Source organism: Streptomyces sp. TLI_105 (genome assembly GCF_900105415.1).
Classification (GTDB): domain Bacteria; phylum Actinomycetota; class Actinomycetes; order Streptomycetales; family Streptomycetaceae; genus Streptomyces.
This window is the reverse complement of sequence record NZ_FNSM01000001.1, coordinates 7393491-7409199: the sequence shown is the minus strand read 5'-3', so window position 1 is coordinate 7409199 and position 15709 is coordinate 7393491. Positions and strand designations below refer to the sequence as shown.

Below are 15709 nucleotides of genomic sequence, written 5' to 3'. Positions count from 1 at the left end.
CGTCCTTCGGGGTGTGAGGGGTTCGACCGGCGCTCAGCCGGCGGTGGGGCCGGTCCAGTCGGCGGGGACGCGGGCGAGGCGTACGCGCTGGGGGTGGTCGCCGACGTCCACGCTCGCCACCCGCTGTCCGGTGGCGAAGTCGATCGCGGTGACCCGGTCGGCGCCGCTCTCGGAGATGACGCAGGACCGGCCGTCGCCGCTCACGGTCGCCCAGTAGGGCTTGGAGGCCGGGACGAGCGGACCCTCCTGGAGGGTGGCGCGGTCGACCACGGTGGCGTAGTCGTCCATCGTCCCGGCGACGCAGAGCTTGCCGCCGTCCGGGCTGATCGAGAGCCCGTGGTGGCGCGAGTCGTTGACCCAGGTGGTGCGGTCGGGGTCGGTCGCCGGGTTGCCGGGGAGGTTCTTGAGGCGGGTGATGCGGTCGGAGTCGACGTCGTACTCCAGGAAGCCGTTGAAGAAGGAGACCTGGAAGTAGATCTTCTTCTCGTCCGGCGTGAAGACGAGCGGGCGGACGGCGTCGGAGAGGTCGCCGCGTCCGAAGGCGTCCAGGCGGTCGCGCATGTCGATGACGCGGACGGTCTCGAAGGTGTCGGCGTCGACGACGGTGATCTTCCGGTCGCCCTTGGTCCAGTCGAGCCAGGTGGCGTCGAGCGCGGTGGTGACCTCGCCGATCGACATGTTCCAGAGGAGACCGTCGGAGGTGAAGACGTTCTCGTGGGGCTTGTCGCCGGTCTTGAACGAGCCCAGTTGGCGTCCTGTGGCGATGTCCAGGACGTGCACGGTGTTCGCGGTGGAGGCGGAGACCGCGACGCGGGTGCCGTCGGGCGAGACGGCCATGTGGTCGGCGCGGTGACCGGCCACAGGGAAGCGCCAGTTGATCCGTCCGGTGCGCAGGTCGAGGGAGACGACGTCGGCGAAGCTGGGGCGGGAGACGACCATGGCGGAGCCGTCGGGCGTCGCGTACATGTCGTCGACGAACTGGTCGTGTCCCTCGCCCGGGCCGCTGCGGACGCCGAGGAAGAAGGCGAGCTTGACGGGGTTCAGATAGATCTCGCGGAGGCGCTCCTCCTTGTCGGGGATCACGTTCACGCGGCCGACGCGGTGGAAGTCGCCGTGGGAGGCGATGACGTCGGCGGTGCCGTCCCAGTTGTTGCCGACGAACATCACCTCCTTGAGTCCGGCGGGGGCGGCGGCCGGTTCCGGGACGGATGCGGATCCGGTGGCCGCGGAAGCGGCGACGAGGGTGAGGGAGGCCGCGAGGGCTCCGAGGAAGCGGCGGGTCCCGGACGTGCGGGGAGAGGGCATGGGGGTCCTTCTTCCGTGGCGCGACGACGACTTACCGGAGGTAACCACGGTCGTGTCGGGCTCACAAGCCCCTGTCGCACCCCGTTTCCCGCCACGCTTCCGGCCGCCCCTCGGACCCCCTCGCGCCGGGACGCGCCACAGTGCGGGATCATGGAATCCGGAACGCAGAAGGGACGGAACGGACGATGAGGCACCGCAGTGTCGCGGACCTGATGACGCCCACCGCGGTCGCGGTGCAGCGCGGGACGTCGTTCAAGGAGATCGCGCGGCTCCTCGACGAGTACGGCATCACCGCGGTCCCGGTGGTCGACGAGGAGAACCGGCCGGTGGGTGTCGTCTCCGAGGCGGACCTGCTGCGACGGCACACGGCCAAGGACGGACCGAGCACGGCCGAGGCCATGATGTCGAGCCCGGCCGTGACGGCCCGGCCCTCCTGGACGGCGGTCGAGGCCGCCCGCCTGATGGAACGGCACCGGGTGAAGCGGCTCCCCGTGGTGGACGCGGACGGCCTGCTGATCGGGGTGCTCAGCCGCAGCGATCTGCTCCAGCTGTTCCTGCGGAGGGACCGCTCGATCCAGGAGGAGATCCGCGAGGACGTGATCGTCCGCATCATGCGCCTCTCCCCCTCGGCCGTGCACATCGACGTCGACGAGGGCCGGGTGACGCTCAGCGGCACCCTGGAACGCCCGAGCCTCGGCCCGATCCTGGTCCGCCTGTGCGAGACGGTCGACGGGGTGGTGGAGGTCGTGGACCGCATGACGTACGAGGAGGGCGAGGGCACGCCCTAGGGGGTGTCTTGTCGATCAGGCCGGGCGGACGCTCCGGGCGTCCCCGGGGCCCGTCGGGCGCCCCGCGTCACCTCGGCCAGGCGAACGTCCTGGACCGACGGGCGGTCCCCGACCGACGGCCGTTCCGGGCCGGGGGTTTTCCCGGTGGGTGCTCTCGGGCACGGGCCGGGAGCCCGGCGGGGCCGTTCCGGCCCCTCGGGCTCCCGGTGCGGGCGGTGGCTCCGTCAGGAGACCGCCTCCGGCCAACCGTACCCGGGGCCGGTGTGCTGGGGTACGGTCCCGGCCCCCACCGCCTCCATCTCCCGGTTGGCCTCCCGCATGAGCTTTCCCGCCAGGTCCTTCATCGCCCGGCTCGCGGCGAGTTCGTCGCCGATCGCCGGGACGTCCACGTCCGCCGGGTTGCACCGCGCGGAGCCGTGGCCCGTGAGGGTCGAGGTGCCGGTGCTCAGCCGCGCCTCGGCCTTCGTCGTGCCGCTCTCCTCGGTCAGTTCCAGGCCGACCGTCCACTCCAGCGTGCGGCTCATCGTCCGCCTCCTCGCATCGCCGGGCCGCGCGAGAAGCGAGGCGCGGCCCCTTCCGTTACCTCCAGGATCCATCGGCGGCCACGGGTACGCGCGGGGACACGGTCAGGGCGCGCGGAAGAGGCGGGGGAAGCGGGGCGCCAGCCACGGCTTGCGACCCCAGCCGAGCGCCTTGCCGCGCGCGATCACCGGCCAGGGGTCGACCCGCCCGAGGCCGAGGAGGAGGAAGGCGACCGGCTCCGTGAGGATCGTGCAGTCGGGACGGGCCGGTGGCTCGTGGTCGGCCCGGACCGCGCCGGCCGTGACGGTGACGCCGAAGCCCGGGCCGCCCCGGAGCCGTACGGCGAAGCTCGCGGTCAGGCCCGCGACTGCGGCCGGGTCGGCGACCCGGGGCATCGCCTCGATCATGAACGGCAGGGTGAGCTCGACCCGGCGCGCGTCCAGCATGTGGGGCCGGTTCATGGCCAGGGCGAGGTCGTAGCCGTGGCCGAGCATGTGGGTCAGCAGGTACGAGCCGAGGACGGCCGGGCCCATGGGGCCGAGCGGCGTGGAGAGCCGCTCGCCCGGGTCGCGCTCCTCGACGCTCGCGAGGAACGCGGCGGCCTGCGCCGCGATCATCTCGGCGAGCGGGCCGGGTGACCGCTCGCCGAATCCGGCGAGGGCGCGTTCGTTGGCCTCGGCCAGGCTGCCGGGGGTGCCGTCGCCGTAGGGGCGCTCGTGCCCGGCGGCCAGGTCGGCCATGAGGGCGTTGGCCTGGGCCAGGTGGGCGGCGGCCTCGCCGACCGTCCAGGCGGAGCGGGGAACGGGGAGTCGCGCGACGTCCCCGGCGCCGGTCGGCGCCTCGGTGCGCAGGACCGCGGCGATGTCGTCGGCGGTGTCCCGTATCGCCTCGGCCAGCCCTTCGGGGAGCACCCCGTCCGTCCGTCGCGTCATGGCTCCGCCCCTCCCCGGCTCCGGCGGCTCCCCGTGGAGCACCGGTAGGTCAGGGACCGTACCAGCGAGTAGGCCGTTCGGCACCGGTCGCGTCGGGAAGGTCTCGGCCGTCGGCCGTGGCGGCCACGAGCTCCTGGAAGCGGGGGCAGTCGGCGAGGTCGTCATGGGCGCGGCCGAGCGCGCGTTCGACCAGGTCGAGGCAGGCCCGTGCCTCCGCCACCCGGCGCCGGAGCTCCTCCCGGTGGGCTTCGAGCCGCTGCCGGCGGGCCACCGGGTCGCCGGACCGCAGCAGCTCCCGGATGTCGTCGAGGGCGAGGCCCGCCCGCTTGGCCCGGAGGACGGCGGCGACGCGGGTGACGTGGCCGTCGTCGTAGCGGTGGCGGCCGTGGAGGTCGCGGGCGGGTGCGAGGAGGCCGGTGGACTCCCAGTGCCGCAGCACGTGGGTGGCGAGTCCGAACCGGCCCGCGAGTTCGCCGGCCACGCCCGGATGAGCCCGCGGCCCTTCGCCCGCCGGTTCGACGAGGAGGTCGACAGGAGCCCCGGCCGCCGACCGGTCCGGCAACGGGTGGCCCGGGCCCGGCAGTTGCCGGCGTCCACGGACCTCGCCGTGGACGCCGTCGCGAGCCGGGCGGGCTTCACGGCCGGCACCTCGCCGCGCCGGCACCTCCACGCGGCGATCGGCCTCTCCCCGCTCGCGTACCGGCGCACCTTCCGGGGAGAAGCCGCCCTCCCACAGCCCGGCCGATAGGCTGCGGCGGGTGAGACACGGGGATTCCGATGGCGCGGTGCAGCCGGTGACCGACCTGAACCTGCTGCGGACGTTCCTCGCCGTCCACCGCTCCGGTTCGTTCACCGCCGCCGCGGGGCTGCTCGGTCTGTCGCAGCCGACCGTGACGACCCAGATCCGCGCCCTGGAGCGGCAGACGGGCCGCGAGCTCTTCGAGCGGCTGCCGCGCGGTGTCGCCCCGACCGCCGTCGCCGACGAGCTCGCCGCCCGGGTCGCCGGGCCCCTCGACGCGCTGGCCGCGGTGACCGGGCACGAGGCCGCGCCCCACCAGCGGACCGCTCCCGTCCATCTGGCGGGCCCCGCCGAACTGCTCTGCGCGCGCGTCCTGCCCGCCCTCGCCCCGCTGGCGGCCGAAGGCGTACGGCTGAGGGTGAGCCCGGGCCTGACCGAGCCGCTCCTCGACGAGCTCCGCGCGGGCCGGCACGATCTGGTGATCGCCACCTTCCGGCCGCGCGGGCGGGCGCTGACCGCCGTACCGCTCACCGACGAGGAGTTCGTCCTCGTCGCGGCCCCCGTGTGGGCCGACCGCGTCAAGGAGCGACTGGCCCTGGAGGGGCCGGCGGCGCTGTACCCCGTCCCCCTGGTCGCGTACGCCGAGGATCTGCCCATCGCCCGCCGCTACTGGCGGCATGTGTTCGGGGCGCGGCTGTCCCGCCCCGCCGCCGTGACCGTCCCCGATCTGCGCGGGGTGCTCACCGCCGTCGTCGCCGGAGCGGGCTTCAGCGTCCTGCCGCGCTACCTCTGCCACGCCGAACTGGCCTCCGGCGCACTGGTGTCCCTGCACGACCCGGAGGACCCGCCCATCAACACCGGCTATCTCGTCCAGCGCCCGGGCCGCCCCGACAACCCCGACGTCACCCGGGTCCGGGACCTGCTGGTCGAGGCCGGGCCCACCTGGTGACCCCCGGCGCCCACGGTCCTTCGGAGGACGCGGAGCTCTCCTGCTATAACCGGAACATGATCTACCACGTGGTGACGCCCGCCGAATGGTCCGCCCGGCCGGAGGAGCCGTACGCCCCCGCCTCCCTCGCGGAGGAGGGCTTCGTCCACTGCTCCCCCGACGAGCCGACCACGCTCGCCGTCGTCGACGCCTTCTTCGGCAGCGCCTCCGGGCCGCTCCTGGTGCTCCTCCTCGACGAGAGCCGGCTCACCTCCAGGACGGAGTGGGAGGCCGCCGCGCCGACCCCGCCGCCCGGCGTCCCCGAGGGGACCCTCTTCCCGCACGTGTTCGGGCCGATCGACCGCGCCGCCGTGGACGAGGTCCTGGAGGTCACCCGGGACGCGGACGGCCGGGCGACGGGCCTGGCGAAGACCGGCTGAGCCGGGCGGGCTCCTCGGCCCTCCGCGCGCAGACCGGCCGATCCCCCTCAGCCCTCCTTGTTCAGGTAGGCCAGGACGGCGAGGACACGGCGGTTGTTGGTGCCGTCGTCGACGATGCCGAGCTTCCCGAACAGCGAGGTCGTGTACTTGCCGATCGCGCTCTCGCTCAGGAAGAGGCGCTGGGCGATGACCTGGTTGGACAGCCCCTCGGCCATGAGACCGAGCACGGAGTGCTCGCGTTCGGTGAGCTTCTCCAGACGCCGGTTCGAGGACCCGCCGCCGAGCAGTTTGGCGATGACGGCGGGGTCCATCGCGGTCCCGCCCGCCGCGACGCGCTCCAGCGCGTCGACGAACTGGTCGGCGTCGAACACGCTGTCCTTGAGGAAGTAGCCGATGCCGCCGGAGCCGTCGGCCAGGAGCTCCCGGGCGTAGAGCTGCTCGACGTACTGGGACAGGATCAGGACCGGCAGTCCGGGCAGTTCGGCGCGGGCGGCGATCGCCGCCCGCAGTCCCTCGTCCGTATGGCTCGGCGGCATGCGGACGTCGACGACGGCGACGTCCGGCCGCCAGGTGCGCAGGGCCCGCAGCGTCTCCGGCCCGGTGGCCGCCGTCGCCACCACCTCGTGGCCGTAGGCCTCGATGAGCCGGACCATCCCGTCGCGCAGCAGGTAGAGGTCTTCGGCTACGACGATGCGCACGGCACCTCCAGGGTCGCTCGGGTCGGGCCGCCCGCCGGGCTGGTGATCTCCAGGGTGCCGTCGAAGGCGGCGAGTCGGCGGCGCAGTCCGGCGAGGCCGCCGCCGTCCCGGACGCGGGCCCCGCCCCGGCCGTCGTCCTCGACCTCGATGACGACTCCGGTGCCCGTCCCCTCGGCCCCGGCCGCGCCCGGCCCGCCTTCGGCGAGGGAGATCCGGACGCGGGTCGCGCCGGCGTGCTTGACCGCGTTGCTCAGCAGTTCGGCGACGGCGAAGTAGAGGGCCGACTCGACCGGCGGGTCCGGGCGGTGCCGGAGATCCGCGCTGACGGCGACGGCGAGCGGGTTGTCCAGGGCCAGGGCGCGGACGGCGTCGACGAGCCCTCGGTCGCTCAGGACGGGCGGGTTGATGCCCCTGACCAGCTCCCGGAGTTCGGTCAGGGACGCGGTGGCGCCCGCCCGCGCCTCCCGCATCAGCGCCTTCGCCCGGTCGGGGTCGGTCTCCAGGAGCTTCTCCGCCGTCGCCAGGGAGAGCCCGAGGCCGACCAGACGGGCCTGCGCCCCGTCGTGGAGGTCCCGCTCGATCCGGCGGATCTCGGCGGCCTGGGCGGTCGTCACATCGGCGCGCTGGGCGGTCAGTTCCTCCACGCGCTCCGCCAGCGCCATCGCGGCCGAGGGACGCAGGAACCGCACGGCGACCGGCTCGATCGTCCGCCAGGCGTACGGGGCGAGGGCGACGGCCACCACCAGGCCGAGCAGTCCGAGGAGGCGGCCGAGGGTCCCCGACGGACCGGATCCGAACCCGGACACGAGTCCGAGCACGGTGGCGACGGCGCCGGCCGGCGGAAGCAGCGCGACGAGGCCCGCGGTGAGCGGCAGGATCGCCGTGAAGCGCAGATCCCGCCGGTTCGCCGGGTCGTTCCACCGGAGGCGCCACCGCTGGTCCATGAGGGCGTCGCGGCGGGTGCGTTCGTAGCCGAAGCCGTTCCACCAGTAGCCGGTGGCCATCCGTGTGACCGGCGGGGCCTCCCGGTAGCCGGCGGGGACGACGGTGCCCGTCCAGCGGGCGACGAGGAGACGGACGGCCCGGCAGACCGGTCGGGACAGGGCGAGCGTGCCCGCGCAGACCAGGACGGCCGGCGCCGCCCACGACCACGGGTTGCCGGGCCCCCAGCGGATGCCCAGCGCCACCGCGCCGGCCCACACGGCCGGGATCAGCATGCTGACGACCACCACGGCGCACGCCCGTAAGAACCCCACGCCGACGCGCGAGAGCCCCCCGCCGACGCGCGCCGACCACGTACCCAGCTGTCCCATGCCTCCGCCTTCGTCTTCCGCTCGGCTGCCGTTCGGTGCGTCCACTGTGCACCGGGGAGCGTCCTTCGCCGCCCCGGTCGGCCGGGGAGTGGGTCTGGCCCCACCCCCTCGTACGCCCAGACGGATACCGGCCCCGCCGGACGCGCGGCAGGGTCGGTGAGTATGGAAACCGACCTGAACGACCCGTCCACGGCCGCCCCGCTCGACCGTGCCGCCACCCGCCGAGCCTTCGCCACGGCGAGGACGAGCGTCAAGATCTACGGCGCGCTCGGCGTCCTCTCCCTCCTCACGGTCGTCGCGGTGGCGGGCGCCGGTCATCCGGTGAACACCTTCATGTGGGTACGGGCCGTCCTGCTGCCCGTGGTCGCCGTGCCGGTCCACCGCCTGGCCGTGTCCGCCTCCCGGGGATCCCGGCGCGCCTTCGAGCGCGTGCGGTCCCTCGCCGTCGTCCTGCCGGTCGCGATCATCGGCGTCGACCTGGTGCCGGGCGTCTGCCCGCCGTGGTACGCCGCGCTGCAGACCGTCTGCGTGCTGCCCGTGGTCCGCCTCGCGTTCCTCACCCGAGGCTCCGCCCTGCGCACCGCGTTCCCCCGTTGAGACCTCTCGGCACGCCTCCCCTTCCCCACACGGAGTACCTGGTCCGGCGCCGGGCCGGACGGCCCTCGCCCCAGACGTCACGCCGTCCGGGCCGACCCGTGGCGGCGTGCGGCGGGCCGCGCCGGCGCCGTCGCCGTGTGCGGTTCTCCCCGCTCTCGGTTAGACCTGGATCACAGGGTGTCGGCCGGCCCGCCGGAAGCCACTCGTCCGGCGTCACGTGCCGCCCAGCTCCCGGGAGGAAGCCGATGATCACCCGTCGCAGCGTGCTCGGCGGGGCTCTCGCCGCCGCAGGCCTGCCGCTCCTCGCCCCCGGCACTCCCGCCGGGGGCGAGGCGTACGCGGCGGAGGCCCTGCCGCCTGCCGGCCCGCGCCGTGCGCCCGCCCCCGCGCCGCCCGCCTTCACCACGGCCATGCCGGTCCCGCCCGTGCTGCGTCCCCTCTCCTCGACGGGAGGCGTGGACCTCTACGAGCTGACCATCCGCAAGACCACCGCCGAGATCCTCCCCGGCGTCGCCACCGATGTCCTGACCTACGACGGGCACTTCCCCGGCCCCGTCATCCACGCCCGCTCCGGGCGGCGCGTCCTCGTCCGCCACCACAACGGCCTCCACATGCCCGTCTCCGTCCACCTGCACGGTGGGAACGTCCCGCCCCCCTCCGACGGCAACCCGATGGACGTCTTCGCCCCCGGCACCGCGCGGACGTACGTGTACACCAACCGGCAGCCCCACGCCTCGCTCTGGTTCCACGACCACGCCCACCACATGGAGGCCGAGCACGTCTACCGCGGCCTGTCCGGCGGCTATCTGCTCACGGACGACCTCGAACAGAGCCTGCCGCTGCCCAAGGGCCGGTACGACGTGCCCATCACGATCCGCGACGCCCGCTTCGACGAGCACGGGCAGCTGGCGTACACGATGGGCGACCGGAACCGCACCACCGTCCTCGCCAACGGCCGCCCCACCCCGTACTTCCAGGTCGCTGCCCGCAAGTACCGCTTCCGGCTGCTCAACGGCTCCAACCTGCGGCTCTTCTCGCTGAGCCTGTCCGACGGCACTCCGCTCACCCAGATCGGCTCGGACGGCGGCCTGCTCGAACGCCCCGTCGCCGTGCCCGTCCTCACGCTCTCGCCCGGGGAACGCGCCGACGTGGTCATCGACTTCTCCCGCCACCCCGTGGGCACCCGGCTGGTGCTCGCCAACACCGGACCGGGCCGGCCCGAGCAGGTCGGCAAGGTGCTCCGCTTCGACGTCGTGCGCACCGCCGACGACCCCAGCCGCGTCCCCCGGGTCCTGCGGAGGCTGCCGCCCGCCGCCGCGCTGCCCAAGGCCGCCGTCACCCGCCACATCGAGCTCAGCATGGACGAGGACGGGCGCGCCGACCCCCGGGGGTTCGTCAACGGGCGGATGTTCGACCCCGATCGCGTCGACACCACCGTGGCCTTCGGGTCCTCCGAGATCTGGAACGTCACCAACGCCAACAAGCGCGCCCCGCACAACTTCCATGTGCACCTGGTCCAGTTCCGGGTCCTCGAACGCGGCGGACGGCCCGCGGGTCCGACCGAGGCGGGTCTGAAGGACACGGTGCGGGTCATGCCGGGCGAGACGGTGAAACTGCACATGACGTTCGACGGCTTCCGCGGCGACTACGTGTACCACTGCCACATGCTCGACCACTCGGCCATGGGCATGATGGCCACCTTCCGGATCCGGTGAGGCGACACGCGGGGCGGGCGTCTCAGCCGCCGTCCCGGGGGAACTCCATGGCCCGCATGGCCTCCCCGGCCCGCTTCTCCATCTCCTCCGGAGAGACGTCCTCGACGTGCGTGGAGATGTTCCAGCGGTGTCCGAAGGGGTCCTCGAACTGTCCGGTGCGGTCGCCGTAGAACTCGTTCTTCACCGGTGACAGCTCCGTGGCGCCCCGGGCGAGGGCCTCGGCGAAGACCGCGTCGACGTCCTCGACGTACACGTGCAGGGTGACGGGCGTGCCGCCCACCGTCGTCGGCGAGCGGAAGCCCATGCTCGGGAACTCGTCCGCGAGCATGATGAGCGCGTTGCCGAGCTCCAGCTCGGCATGGCCGATCGTGCCGTCGGGCGCCGGCATCCTCATCCGCTCGGTCGCTCCGAGCACGGAGACGTAGAAGTCGATCGCCGCCGCGGCCCCGTCGACACAGAGGTACGGCGTGACACGCGGATATCCCTCGGGGATGGCCTTGACGGTCACGGAGATCCCGCCTTTCCGGACAGGGCGATCACCGCCGACCGCCGCCTGCGACCACTGATATCCCGAACCCGTCGACCCGCTCCGGCGCCGCGCGGCGGCCCGGCGCCGAATGCTCTGAAGGAGCGACCGCCCCTCCGCACCGCTCCCGCCGGCTCGGCGGCCCGGCGGCCCGGCGGCCCGGCGTAGAGTGGGCACGGGCGCGGCGTGATCATGAGGAGTATCCGTGACCGTGGCCGACCTCGAACACACCACCGTCCCCGCCGACACCGGCGAGGTGACCCTGCTGATAGCCCGCCGGGTGGAGCCCGGTCACGAAGCCGCCTTCGAGCTGTGGGCGAAGGGCATCCTCGACACGGCGGCCACCTTCCCCGGCCACCTCGGATACGGACTCTTCCGCTCCTCCGGCGGCGACGCCCCCTGGTTCCTCGTCCACCGCTTCCGGGACGCGGAGGCCTGCCGGGCCTGGCAGGAATCCCCCGAGCGGGCCGCCTGGTTCGCCGACTGCGAGGGTCACCACCACACCGAGATCGCCCGGCGCGAGCTCACCGGCATGGAGACCTGGTTCGCCAAGCCGGGATCGACCCGGCCCGCGCCGCCCCGGTGGAAGATGGCGATCAGCGCGACCCTGGCGATCTATCCGATCTCCGTGTTCGGCAGCCTCTTCCTCGTCCCCCGCCTCACCGCGCTCCCCCTCCTGCTGAGCAGCGCGGTCGTCGCCTGCGTCTTCAACGTGCTGATGACGTACGTGGCGATGCCCACCGTGAGCAGACTCCTGCGCGGCTGGCTGACCCCGTAGGCCCGCCTCTTACTCCTTGCGGCCGACGCCCGCGTACATCGCGACGTCCGGCGTCGGCGTCTCCGGCCGCCAGGCGGAGCAGGACACCACTCCGGGCTCCAGCAGCTCCAGACCGTCGAAGTAGCGGGCGATCGCCTCGGGGGTGCGCTGGGTGAGCTTCGGGGTGCCGTGCTCGTTCCAGAACGCCACCGCCGCGTCGACGTCCGGCATGTCGGGGTGGGTGACCGTGTGGGACAGGACGAGGTGGCTGCCGGGGCGAGCGCGTCCAAGAGCCGGCGGACGACTCCGTACGACTCCTCGTCGTCCTCGACGAAGATGACGACCCCGAGCAGCATCAGCGCGACCGGCTGCGAGAGGTCGAGGGTCTTCGCCGCGGCGGCCAGGATCGTGTCGACGTCCCGCAGGTCGGCGTCCAGGTAGTCGGTGCGGCCCTCGGGCGTGCCGACCAGCAGGGCGCGGGCGTGCGCGAGCACGAGCGGATCGTTGTCGACGTACACGACCCGTGCGTCGGGGGCGACGCGCTGGGCGACCTCGTGCGTGTTGTCGGCGCTCGGCAGCCCCGTGCCGATGTCCAGGAACTGCCGGATGCCCTCCTGCTCGGCCAGGTGCCGCACCGCCCGCCCCAGGAACAGCCGGTCCGCCTTCGCGTACTCCCCGATGCCGGGGTGCAGCTCGCGGATCCGGTCGCCGGCCTCCCGGTCGACCGGGTAGTTGTCCTTGCCGCCGGTCCAGTAGTTCCATATCCGGGCGGTGTGCGGCCGGGAGGTGTCGATGCGCGATTCGATGTCGGTCACGCCGTCAACGTATCGCAGCGCTCCGGCAACTCCCTTTCCCCGCTGCCCCTTTGACCGCTGTTGTTCACGTCGCCGCTTTCCGGCGGGAGCGGAAGGCCGCGCGGTGGGCGCTCGGCGGATGGCCCGTGTGGCGGGTGAAGAGGGTGGTGAAGGTGCCGGGGTCGCGGTAGCCGACGGAGGCGGCTATGGCGGCGACGGTGCGGTCGGTGGTCTCCAGGAGGTGGCGGGCGCGGCGGACGCGGGAGGACTGGAGGTGGGCGAGGGGGGTGCGGCCGGTCTCGGCGGCGAAGCGGCGCAGCAGGGTCCGGGTGCTGACGCCGAAGGCGGCGGCGAGGGCCGCGAGGTCGTAGCGGGCGGCGAGGTGCTGGTCGAGGTGGCGCATGACCCGCTCGGAGAACCCGTGGCCGGGCTGCGGAAGGAGCCCGGCGTCCACGTACGGGGTCTGCGAGGTGCGCGCGTCGTCGACGAGGGCGAGGCGGGCGGTGGTGCGGGCCACGCGGGGCCCGCCGTGCCGGCGGATCAGGTCCAGCGCGAAGTCGTACATGGCGCTGAAGGCGGCCGTGGTCGTCACTCCCGTGTCGGTGACGACGAGCTCCTCGGGCCGGACGTCGGCGGCCGGGCGGCGACGGGCCAGGGCGTCCGCGTGGAGCCAGGAGGTCGTGGCACGGCGCCCGTCGAGCAGCCCGGCGTCGGCCAGCAGGAACGCGCCGACGCAGAGGGAGACGACGGCGGTGCCGGCGGCGAAGTGCGCGCGGATCGCCGCGATCTCGGGTGCGAGGGCGCCGAGCCACTCGTCGAGGTCCGCGCCGAGGAGCAGCTCGAAGCCCGGTACGACGAGGACGTCGACCTCGCGCAGCGGGCCGACGTCGAGCCGCGCGCCGCCGGAGGCGGTGACCCTGCGGCGCGGCGAGACGATCGACACCCGGTAGCCGGGTCCGCCGGGCCCCGCGACGTGCCCGGCCAACGTCAACAGGTCGGGCACGCCGAAGACTTCGGACGCGAAGCAGCCCGGATAGGCCAGGACACCGACACGCAGCGCGCTCATGGTGGCGAGATTACCGGTGGACTTGGCGATCTCGCCCCTCACCCGGTGCCCGGCCGGCGGGCCACGCTGTGCCCATGAATCCTCCTGCCGACGATCCGATCGACGACTTCGACCACCGCCTCGTCGACGTGGACGGCGTGGTGAAGACGGTCCACACGGCCGGTGCCGGGCCCGCCGTCGTCGTCCTGCCCGAGATGCCCGGCATCAGCCCCGACGTGCTGCGCCTCGCCCGCTGGGTGCGGGACGCCGGCTTCACCGTCCACGTGCCCTCCCTCTTCGGGACCGACGGCGCCTTCCCCACGCTCGAAGGGGGCCGGGAGGTGGTCCGGCGGGCGTGCGTCAGCGCGGAGTTCCGGGCGTTCGCCGGAGGCGGCACGAGCCCGGTCACGGCGTGGCTGCGCGGTCTGGCGCGCCGGGCGCACGCCGAGTGCGGCGGCCCGGGCGTCGGCGCGATCGGCCTCTGCTTCACCGGCAACTTCGCCCTCACCATGGCCCTGGAGCCGGCCGTGATCGCGCCCGTGGTCAACCACCCCTCCCTGCCCCTCGACGACCCCGGCGGGCTCGAACTCGACGAGGCGGACGCGCGCGCGATCCAGGAGCGGGTGGCCCGCGACGGTCTGACCGTCCTCTCCTACCGCTTCGAGGGCGACCGCTGGTGCACGGGCCGCCGCTTCGCCGCGTACCGCGCGCTGCTCGGGGACGCCTTCGACGGCCGTGTCCTTCCGGACGGCGCGGCGAACCCCGCTCCCCCGCCGTTCTTCGCCGAGCAGGTCGGCACGCCGCACAGCGTCGTCACCGCCCATCTCGTCGACGAGGCCGGACACCCCACCGTCCGGGCCCGGGACGAGATCCTGGCCTTCCTGAGCGACCGTCTGCACCCCGAGGCCGTGGCTCGCCGATGAGGGACGGGCCGGCCTTCAGCGCAGATCGAGCAGCATCACGTCGTGGAGGTCCGCTGCCGTGCCTCCCGCCCGCGCCTCGCCGACCTTGCGGTAGCCCCACGCCCGGTAGGCGGCCGTCGCCGCCCGGTTCGCCGGGTGGACGTTCAACAGCACCCGCTCGGCACCGATCCCGTCGAGCAGCGCCGTGTGCAGGCCACGCGCGACGCCCTGGCCGCGCCACGGCCCGCGCACCCCGAGTTCCATGAGCCCGAAGGTCCGGCGCCCGTCCTCGCGCCGCATGTCGTCGGGCACGGGCGCGGTGAGTTCGTCCCACCACACCGCGTCGGGCGGGAGCGGCCTGCCGTACGCCATGCCGACCGGCTCGCCGTCCTCGGCACGGGCCAGGGCGGCGCGGAAGGCGCGCTCGCCCGCCTGTGCGGGGAAGCGGCGGAAGGCGGCGGCGACGCCGTCCTCGGTCTCGTGGTGGGGAGGCCCGGCGAAGGCTTCGGCGTAGATCAGTCTGAACGCGTCCTCGGCCCGCACCGCGGCCGATCCGTCCATGGGCTCGATCGCGATGGCCCCTTGCCGCGTCATGTGGTCCCCCTCGCACGGTCACGCGCGTGCGTCCGCGGCGCACGCGCGGCCGCCGGAACCCCGGGATCGTACCCGGCGGTGCCCGCCCCGCCCCGTTCCGGCGTGCGCGGGAGCACACTGTCAGGAGGGGGCGGAAGGCCTGCCCCGGCCCGGGTCCGGCCGGTTCCGCCCGCTGGTGGAAGAGGGTGCGCGGATGCCCAGAACCCGGTCCTCGTCCCGCTCGCGCTATGCCCCCGACCGGGGGCTCGCGACCCGCATGGCGACGACGATGTTCCTGATCGGCCTGTTGTACGTGGTCTTCGTCGGCGTCCTGCTGGTGCTGCTGCGCGGGTCCTGGCCCGTCATCCTGCTGATCACGGGCGCGCTGTTCGTCGGGCAGTTCTGGTTCAGCGACCGGATCGCCGCGCTGGGGATGGGGGCCCGCGAGGTGACCCGCGAGCAGGCCCCCGAACTGCACGGCACCGTGGACCGGATCTGCGCGCTGGCCGACATGCCGAAGCCGAAGGTGGCGATCGCCGAGAGCGACGTGCCGAACGCGTTCGCCACCGGTCGCGGTGAGAGGACCGCGCTCGTCTGCGTCACGACCGGCCTGCTGCGGCGCCTGGAGCCGGAGGAGCTGGAGGGGGTCCTCGCGCACGAGATGTCGCACGTGGCGCACCGGGACGTCGCGGTCATGACCGTCGCGTCCTTCCTCGGCGTCCTCGCCGGGATGATGACACGGGTCGCGCTCTACAGCGGTCTCGGCCGCAGCCGGGACAGCACCGCGGGCATCGCCCTGATCCTCGTCCCCGTGGTCAGCGCCGCCGTCTACGTCGTCAGCTTCCTGCTGACCCGGGTGCTGTCCCGCTACCGGGAACTGGCCGCCGACCGTGCCGCCGCGCTCCTCACCGGCCGCCCTTCGGCGCTGGCCTCCGCGCTGACCAAGGTGAGCGGCGAGATGGCCCGGATCCCGACGGAGGACCTGCGCAAGGCGGAGCCCTACAACGCCTTCTGGTTCGCGCCCGCCTTCTCCTCCCGGGAGAGCCTGAGCCGGCTGCTCTCCACCCACCCCAGCCTGGAGCAGCGGCTCGAACAGCTCGCGCGGATCTCGGCGCGGCTCGGTGAGGCGTGACGG

At 74.0% G+C, this 15709-nt stretch carries 18 protein-coding genes and 1 pseudogene; 9 read left to right on the top strand and 10 right to left on the bottom strand.

The window, feature by feature from the left end; translation table 11 throughout:
- Window positions 1-33: 33 nt before the first annotated feature.
- Entirely contained in the window at window positions 34-1305 is a 1272-nt protein-coding gene (locus BLW86_RS33825) for a YncE family protein (RefSeq protein WP_093877540.1), read from the bottom strand.
- Between the two features lie 185 nt (window positions 1306-1490).
- On the opposite strand from BLW86_RS33825, the gene BLW86_RS33820 reads away from it, so the two are divergent.
- Window positions 1491-2093, top strand: coding sequence for a CBS domain-containing protein (locus tag BLW86_RS33820; RefSeq protein ID WP_093877539.1), 603 nt, complete (start codon window positions 1491-1493; stop codon window positions 2091-2093).
- Window positions 2094-2317: 224 nt separating this feature from the next.
- Here BLW86_RS33820 and BLW86_RS33815 read toward each other — a convergent pair whose 3' ends face one another.
- From BLW86_RS33815 to BLW86_RS43480, 3 genes are all read right to left on the bottom strand, one after another.
- Window positions 2318-2617 (bottom strand): DUF1876 domain-containing protein, encoded by a 300-nt coding sequence (locus BLW86_RS33815; RefSeq protein ID WP_093877538.1) that lies wholly within the window; start codon window positions 2615-2617, stop codon window positions 2318-2320.
- Between the two features lie 102 nt (window positions 2618-2719).
- Window positions 2720-3547: a maleylpyruvate isomerase family mycothiol-dependent enzyme gene (locus BLW86_RS33810; protein ID WP_093877537.1), complete on the bottom strand. Its 828-nt coding sequence runs from the start codon at window positions 3545-3547 to the stop codon at window positions 2720-2722.
- 49 nt (window positions 3548-3596) lie between these two features.
- Window positions 3597-4028, bottom strand: coding sequence for a helix-turn-helix domain-containing protein (locus BLW86_RS43480; protein WP_093877536.1), 432 nt, complete (start codon window positions 4026-4028; stop codon window positions 3597-3599).
- Between the two features lie 6 nt (window positions 4029-4034).
- Between BLW86_RS43480 and BLW86_RS43475 the strand changes: the two genes are divergently transcribed.
- From BLW86_RS43475 to BLW86_RS33790, 3 genes are read left to right on the top strand one after another with little or no spacing between them, the layout of a single operon-like run.
- Window positions 4035-4295, top strand: a complete 261-nt coding sequence (locus BLW86_RS43475; RefSeq protein ID WP_093879018.1) for a helix-turn-helix domain-containing protein — start codon at window positions 4035-4037, stop codon at window positions 4293-4295.
- A gap of 10 nt (window positions 4296-4305) precedes the next feature.
- Entirely contained in the window at window positions 4306-5235 is a 930-nt protein-coding gene (locus BLW86_RS33795) for a LysR family transcriptional regulator (protein ID WP_093877535.1), read from the top strand.
- A 56-nt stretch (window positions 5236-5291) separates the two neighbouring features.
- Window positions 5292-5654 (top strand): DUF952 domain-containing protein, encoded by a 363-nt coding sequence (locus tag BLW86_RS33790; RefSeq protein WP_093877534.1) that lies wholly within the window; start codon window positions 5292-5294, stop codon window positions 5652-5654.
- A 47-nt stretch (window positions 5655-5701) separates the two neighbouring features.
- Here BLW86_RS33790 and BLW86_RS33785 read toward each other — a convergent pair whose 3' ends face one another.
- Both BLW86_RS33785 and BLW86_RS33780 read right to left on the bottom strand, forming a co-directional pair.
- Window positions 5702-6352: a response regulator transcription factor gene (locus BLW86_RS33785; protein WP_093877533.1), complete on the bottom strand. Its 651-nt coding sequence runs from the start codon at window positions 6350-6352 to the stop codon at window positions 5702-5704.
- The gene (locus BLW86_RS33780; RefSeq protein WP_093877532.1) at window positions 6337-7665 is read right to left on the bottom strand and encodes a sensor histidine kinase; all 1329 of its coding nucleotides are present in this window, start codon (window positions 7663-7665) and stop codon (window positions 6337-6339) included. The genes BLW86_RS33785 and BLW86_RS33780 overlap by 16 nt, the downstream gene beginning before the upstream one ends.
- A gap of 162 nt (window positions 7666-7827) precedes the next feature.
- Between BLW86_RS33780 and BLW86_RS33775 the strand changes: the two genes are divergently transcribed.
- Window positions 7828-8262 (top strand): hypothetical protein, encoded by a 435-nt coding sequence (locus BLW86_RS33775; RefSeq protein ID WP_093877531.1) that lies wholly within the window; start codon window positions 7828-7830, stop codon window positions 8260-8262.
- A gap of 245 nt (window positions 8263-8507) precedes the next feature.
- Window positions 8508-9977, top strand: a complete 1470-nt coding sequence (locus tag BLW86_RS33770) for a multicopper oxidase family protein (RefSeq protein WP_093877530.1) — start codon at window positions 8508-8510, stop codon at window positions 9975-9977.
- Window positions 9978-9999: 22 nt separating this feature from the next.
- Here BLW86_RS33770 and BLW86_RS33765 read toward each other — a convergent pair whose 3' ends face one another.
- Window positions 10000-10485: a VOC family protein gene (locus tag BLW86_RS33765; protein WP_093877529.1), complete on the bottom strand. Its 486-nt coding sequence runs from the start codon at window positions 10483-10485 to the stop codon at window positions 10000-10002.
- A gap of 223 nt (window positions 10486-10708) precedes the next feature.
- Between BLW86_RS33765 and BLW86_RS33760 the strand changes: the two genes are divergently transcribed.
- Window positions 10709-11281, top strand: coding sequence for an antibiotic biosynthesis monooxygenase (locus BLW86_RS33760; RefSeq protein WP_093877528.1), 573 nt, complete (start codon window positions 10709-10711; stop codon window positions 11279-11281).
- Window positions 11282-11290: 9 nt separating this feature from the next.
- Here the strand turns inward: BLW86_RS33760 and BLW86_RS33755 are convergent.
- Window positions 11291-12075 (bottom strand): annotated as a pseudogene (locus tag BLW86_RS33755) (SAM-dependent methyltransferase).
- Window positions 12076-12139: 64 nt separating this feature from the next.
- Complete coding sequence (locus BLW86_RS33750) at window positions 12140-13120, bottom strand: GlxA family transcriptional regulator (protein ID WP_093879017.1); 981 nt, start codon at window positions 13118-13120, stop codon at window positions 12140-12142.
- A 74-nt stretch (window positions 13121-13194) separates the two neighbouring features.
- Here BLW86_RS33750 and BLW86_RS33745 point away from each other — a divergent pair, with 74 nt between their 5' ends.
- A complete protein-coding gene (locus BLW86_RS33745) occupies window positions 13195-14022 on the top strand; it encodes a dienelactone hydrolase family protein (protein ID WP_093877527.1) in 828 nt (275 codons plus the stop codon).
- A 15-nt stretch (window positions 14023-14037) separates the two neighbouring features.
- Here BLW86_RS33745 and BLW86_RS33740 read toward each other — a convergent pair whose 3' ends face one another.
- Window positions 14038-14595 carry a GNAT family N-acetyltransferase gene (locus BLW86_RS33740; protein WP_093877526.1) on the bottom strand — a complete coding sequence of 186 codons (558 nt, stop codon included), beginning with the start codon at window positions 14593-14595 and terminating at the stop codon, window positions 14038-14040.
- 193 nt (window positions 14596-14788) lie between these two features.
- Here BLW86_RS33740 and htpX point away from each other — a divergent pair, with 193 nt between their 5' ends.
- The gene (gene htpX, locus BLW86_RS33735) at window positions 14789-15706 is read left to right on the top strand and encodes a zinc metalloprotease HtpX (RefSeq protein ID WP_093877525.1); all 918 of its coding nucleotides are present in this window, start codon (window positions 14789-14791) and stop codon (window positions 15704-15706) included.
- The last annotated feature ends 3 nt before the right edge of the window (window positions 15707-15709 follow it).

What these genes read in the sequence shown, in the direction of transcription:
- BLW86_RS33825 (WP_093877540.1), bottom strand. Translation starts at nt 1,305, where the DNA reads ATGCCCTCTCCCCGCACGTCCGGGACCCGCCGCTTCCTCGGAGCCCTC.
- BLW86_RS33820 (WP_093877539.1), top strand. Translation starts at nt 1,491, where the DNA reads ATGAGGCACCGCAGTGTCGCGGACCTGATGACGCCCACCGCGGTCGCG.
- BLW86_RS33815 (WP_093877538.1), bottom strand. Translation starts at nt 2,617, where the DNA reads ATGAGCCGCACGCTGGAGTGGACGGTCGGCCTGGAACTGACCGAGGAG.
- BLW86_RS33810 (WP_093877537.1), bottom strand. Translation starts at nt 3,547, where the DNA reads ATGACGCGACGGACGGACGGGGTGCTCCCCGAAGGGCTGGCCGAGGCG.
- BLW86_RS43475 (WP_093879018.1), top strand. Translation starts at nt 4,035, where the DNA reads ATGAGCCCGCGGCCCTTCGCCCGCCGGTTCGACGAGGAGGTCGACAGG.
- BLW86_RS33790 (WP_093877534.1), top strand. Translation starts at nt 5,292, where the DNA reads ATGATCTACCACGTGGTGACGCCCGCCGAATGGTCCGCCCGGCCGGAG.
- BLW86_RS33780 (WP_093877532.1), bottom strand. Translation starts at nt 7,665, where the DNA reads ATGGGACAGCTGGGTACGTGGTCGGCGCGCGTCGGCGGGGGGCTCTCG.
- BLW86_RS33775 (WP_093877531.1), top strand. Translation starts at nt 7,828, where the DNA reads ATGGAAACCGACCTGAACGACCCGTCCACGGCCGCCCCGCTCGACCGT.
- BLW86_RS33770 (WP_093877530.1), top strand. Translation starts at nt 8,508, where the DNA reads ATGATCACCCGTCGCAGCGTGCTCGGCGGGGCTCTCGCCGCCGCAGGC.
- BLW86_RS33750 (WP_093879017.1), bottom strand. Translation starts at nt 13,120, where the DNA reads ATGAGCGCGCTGCGTGTCGGTGTCCTGGCCTATCCGGGCTGCTTCGCG.
- BLW86_RS33745 (WP_093877527.1), top strand. Translation starts at nt 13,195, where the DNA reads ATGAATCCTCCTGCCGACGATCCGATCGACGACTTCGACCACCGCCTC.
- BLW86_RS33740 (WP_093877526.1), bottom strand. Translation starts at nt 14,595, where the DNA reads ATGACGCGGCAAGGGGCCATCGCGATCGAGCCCATGGACGGATCGGCC.
- htpX (WP_093877525.1), top strand. Translation starts at nt 14,789, where the DNA reads ATGCCCAGAACCCGGTCCTCGTCCCGCTCGCGCTATGCCCCCGACCGG.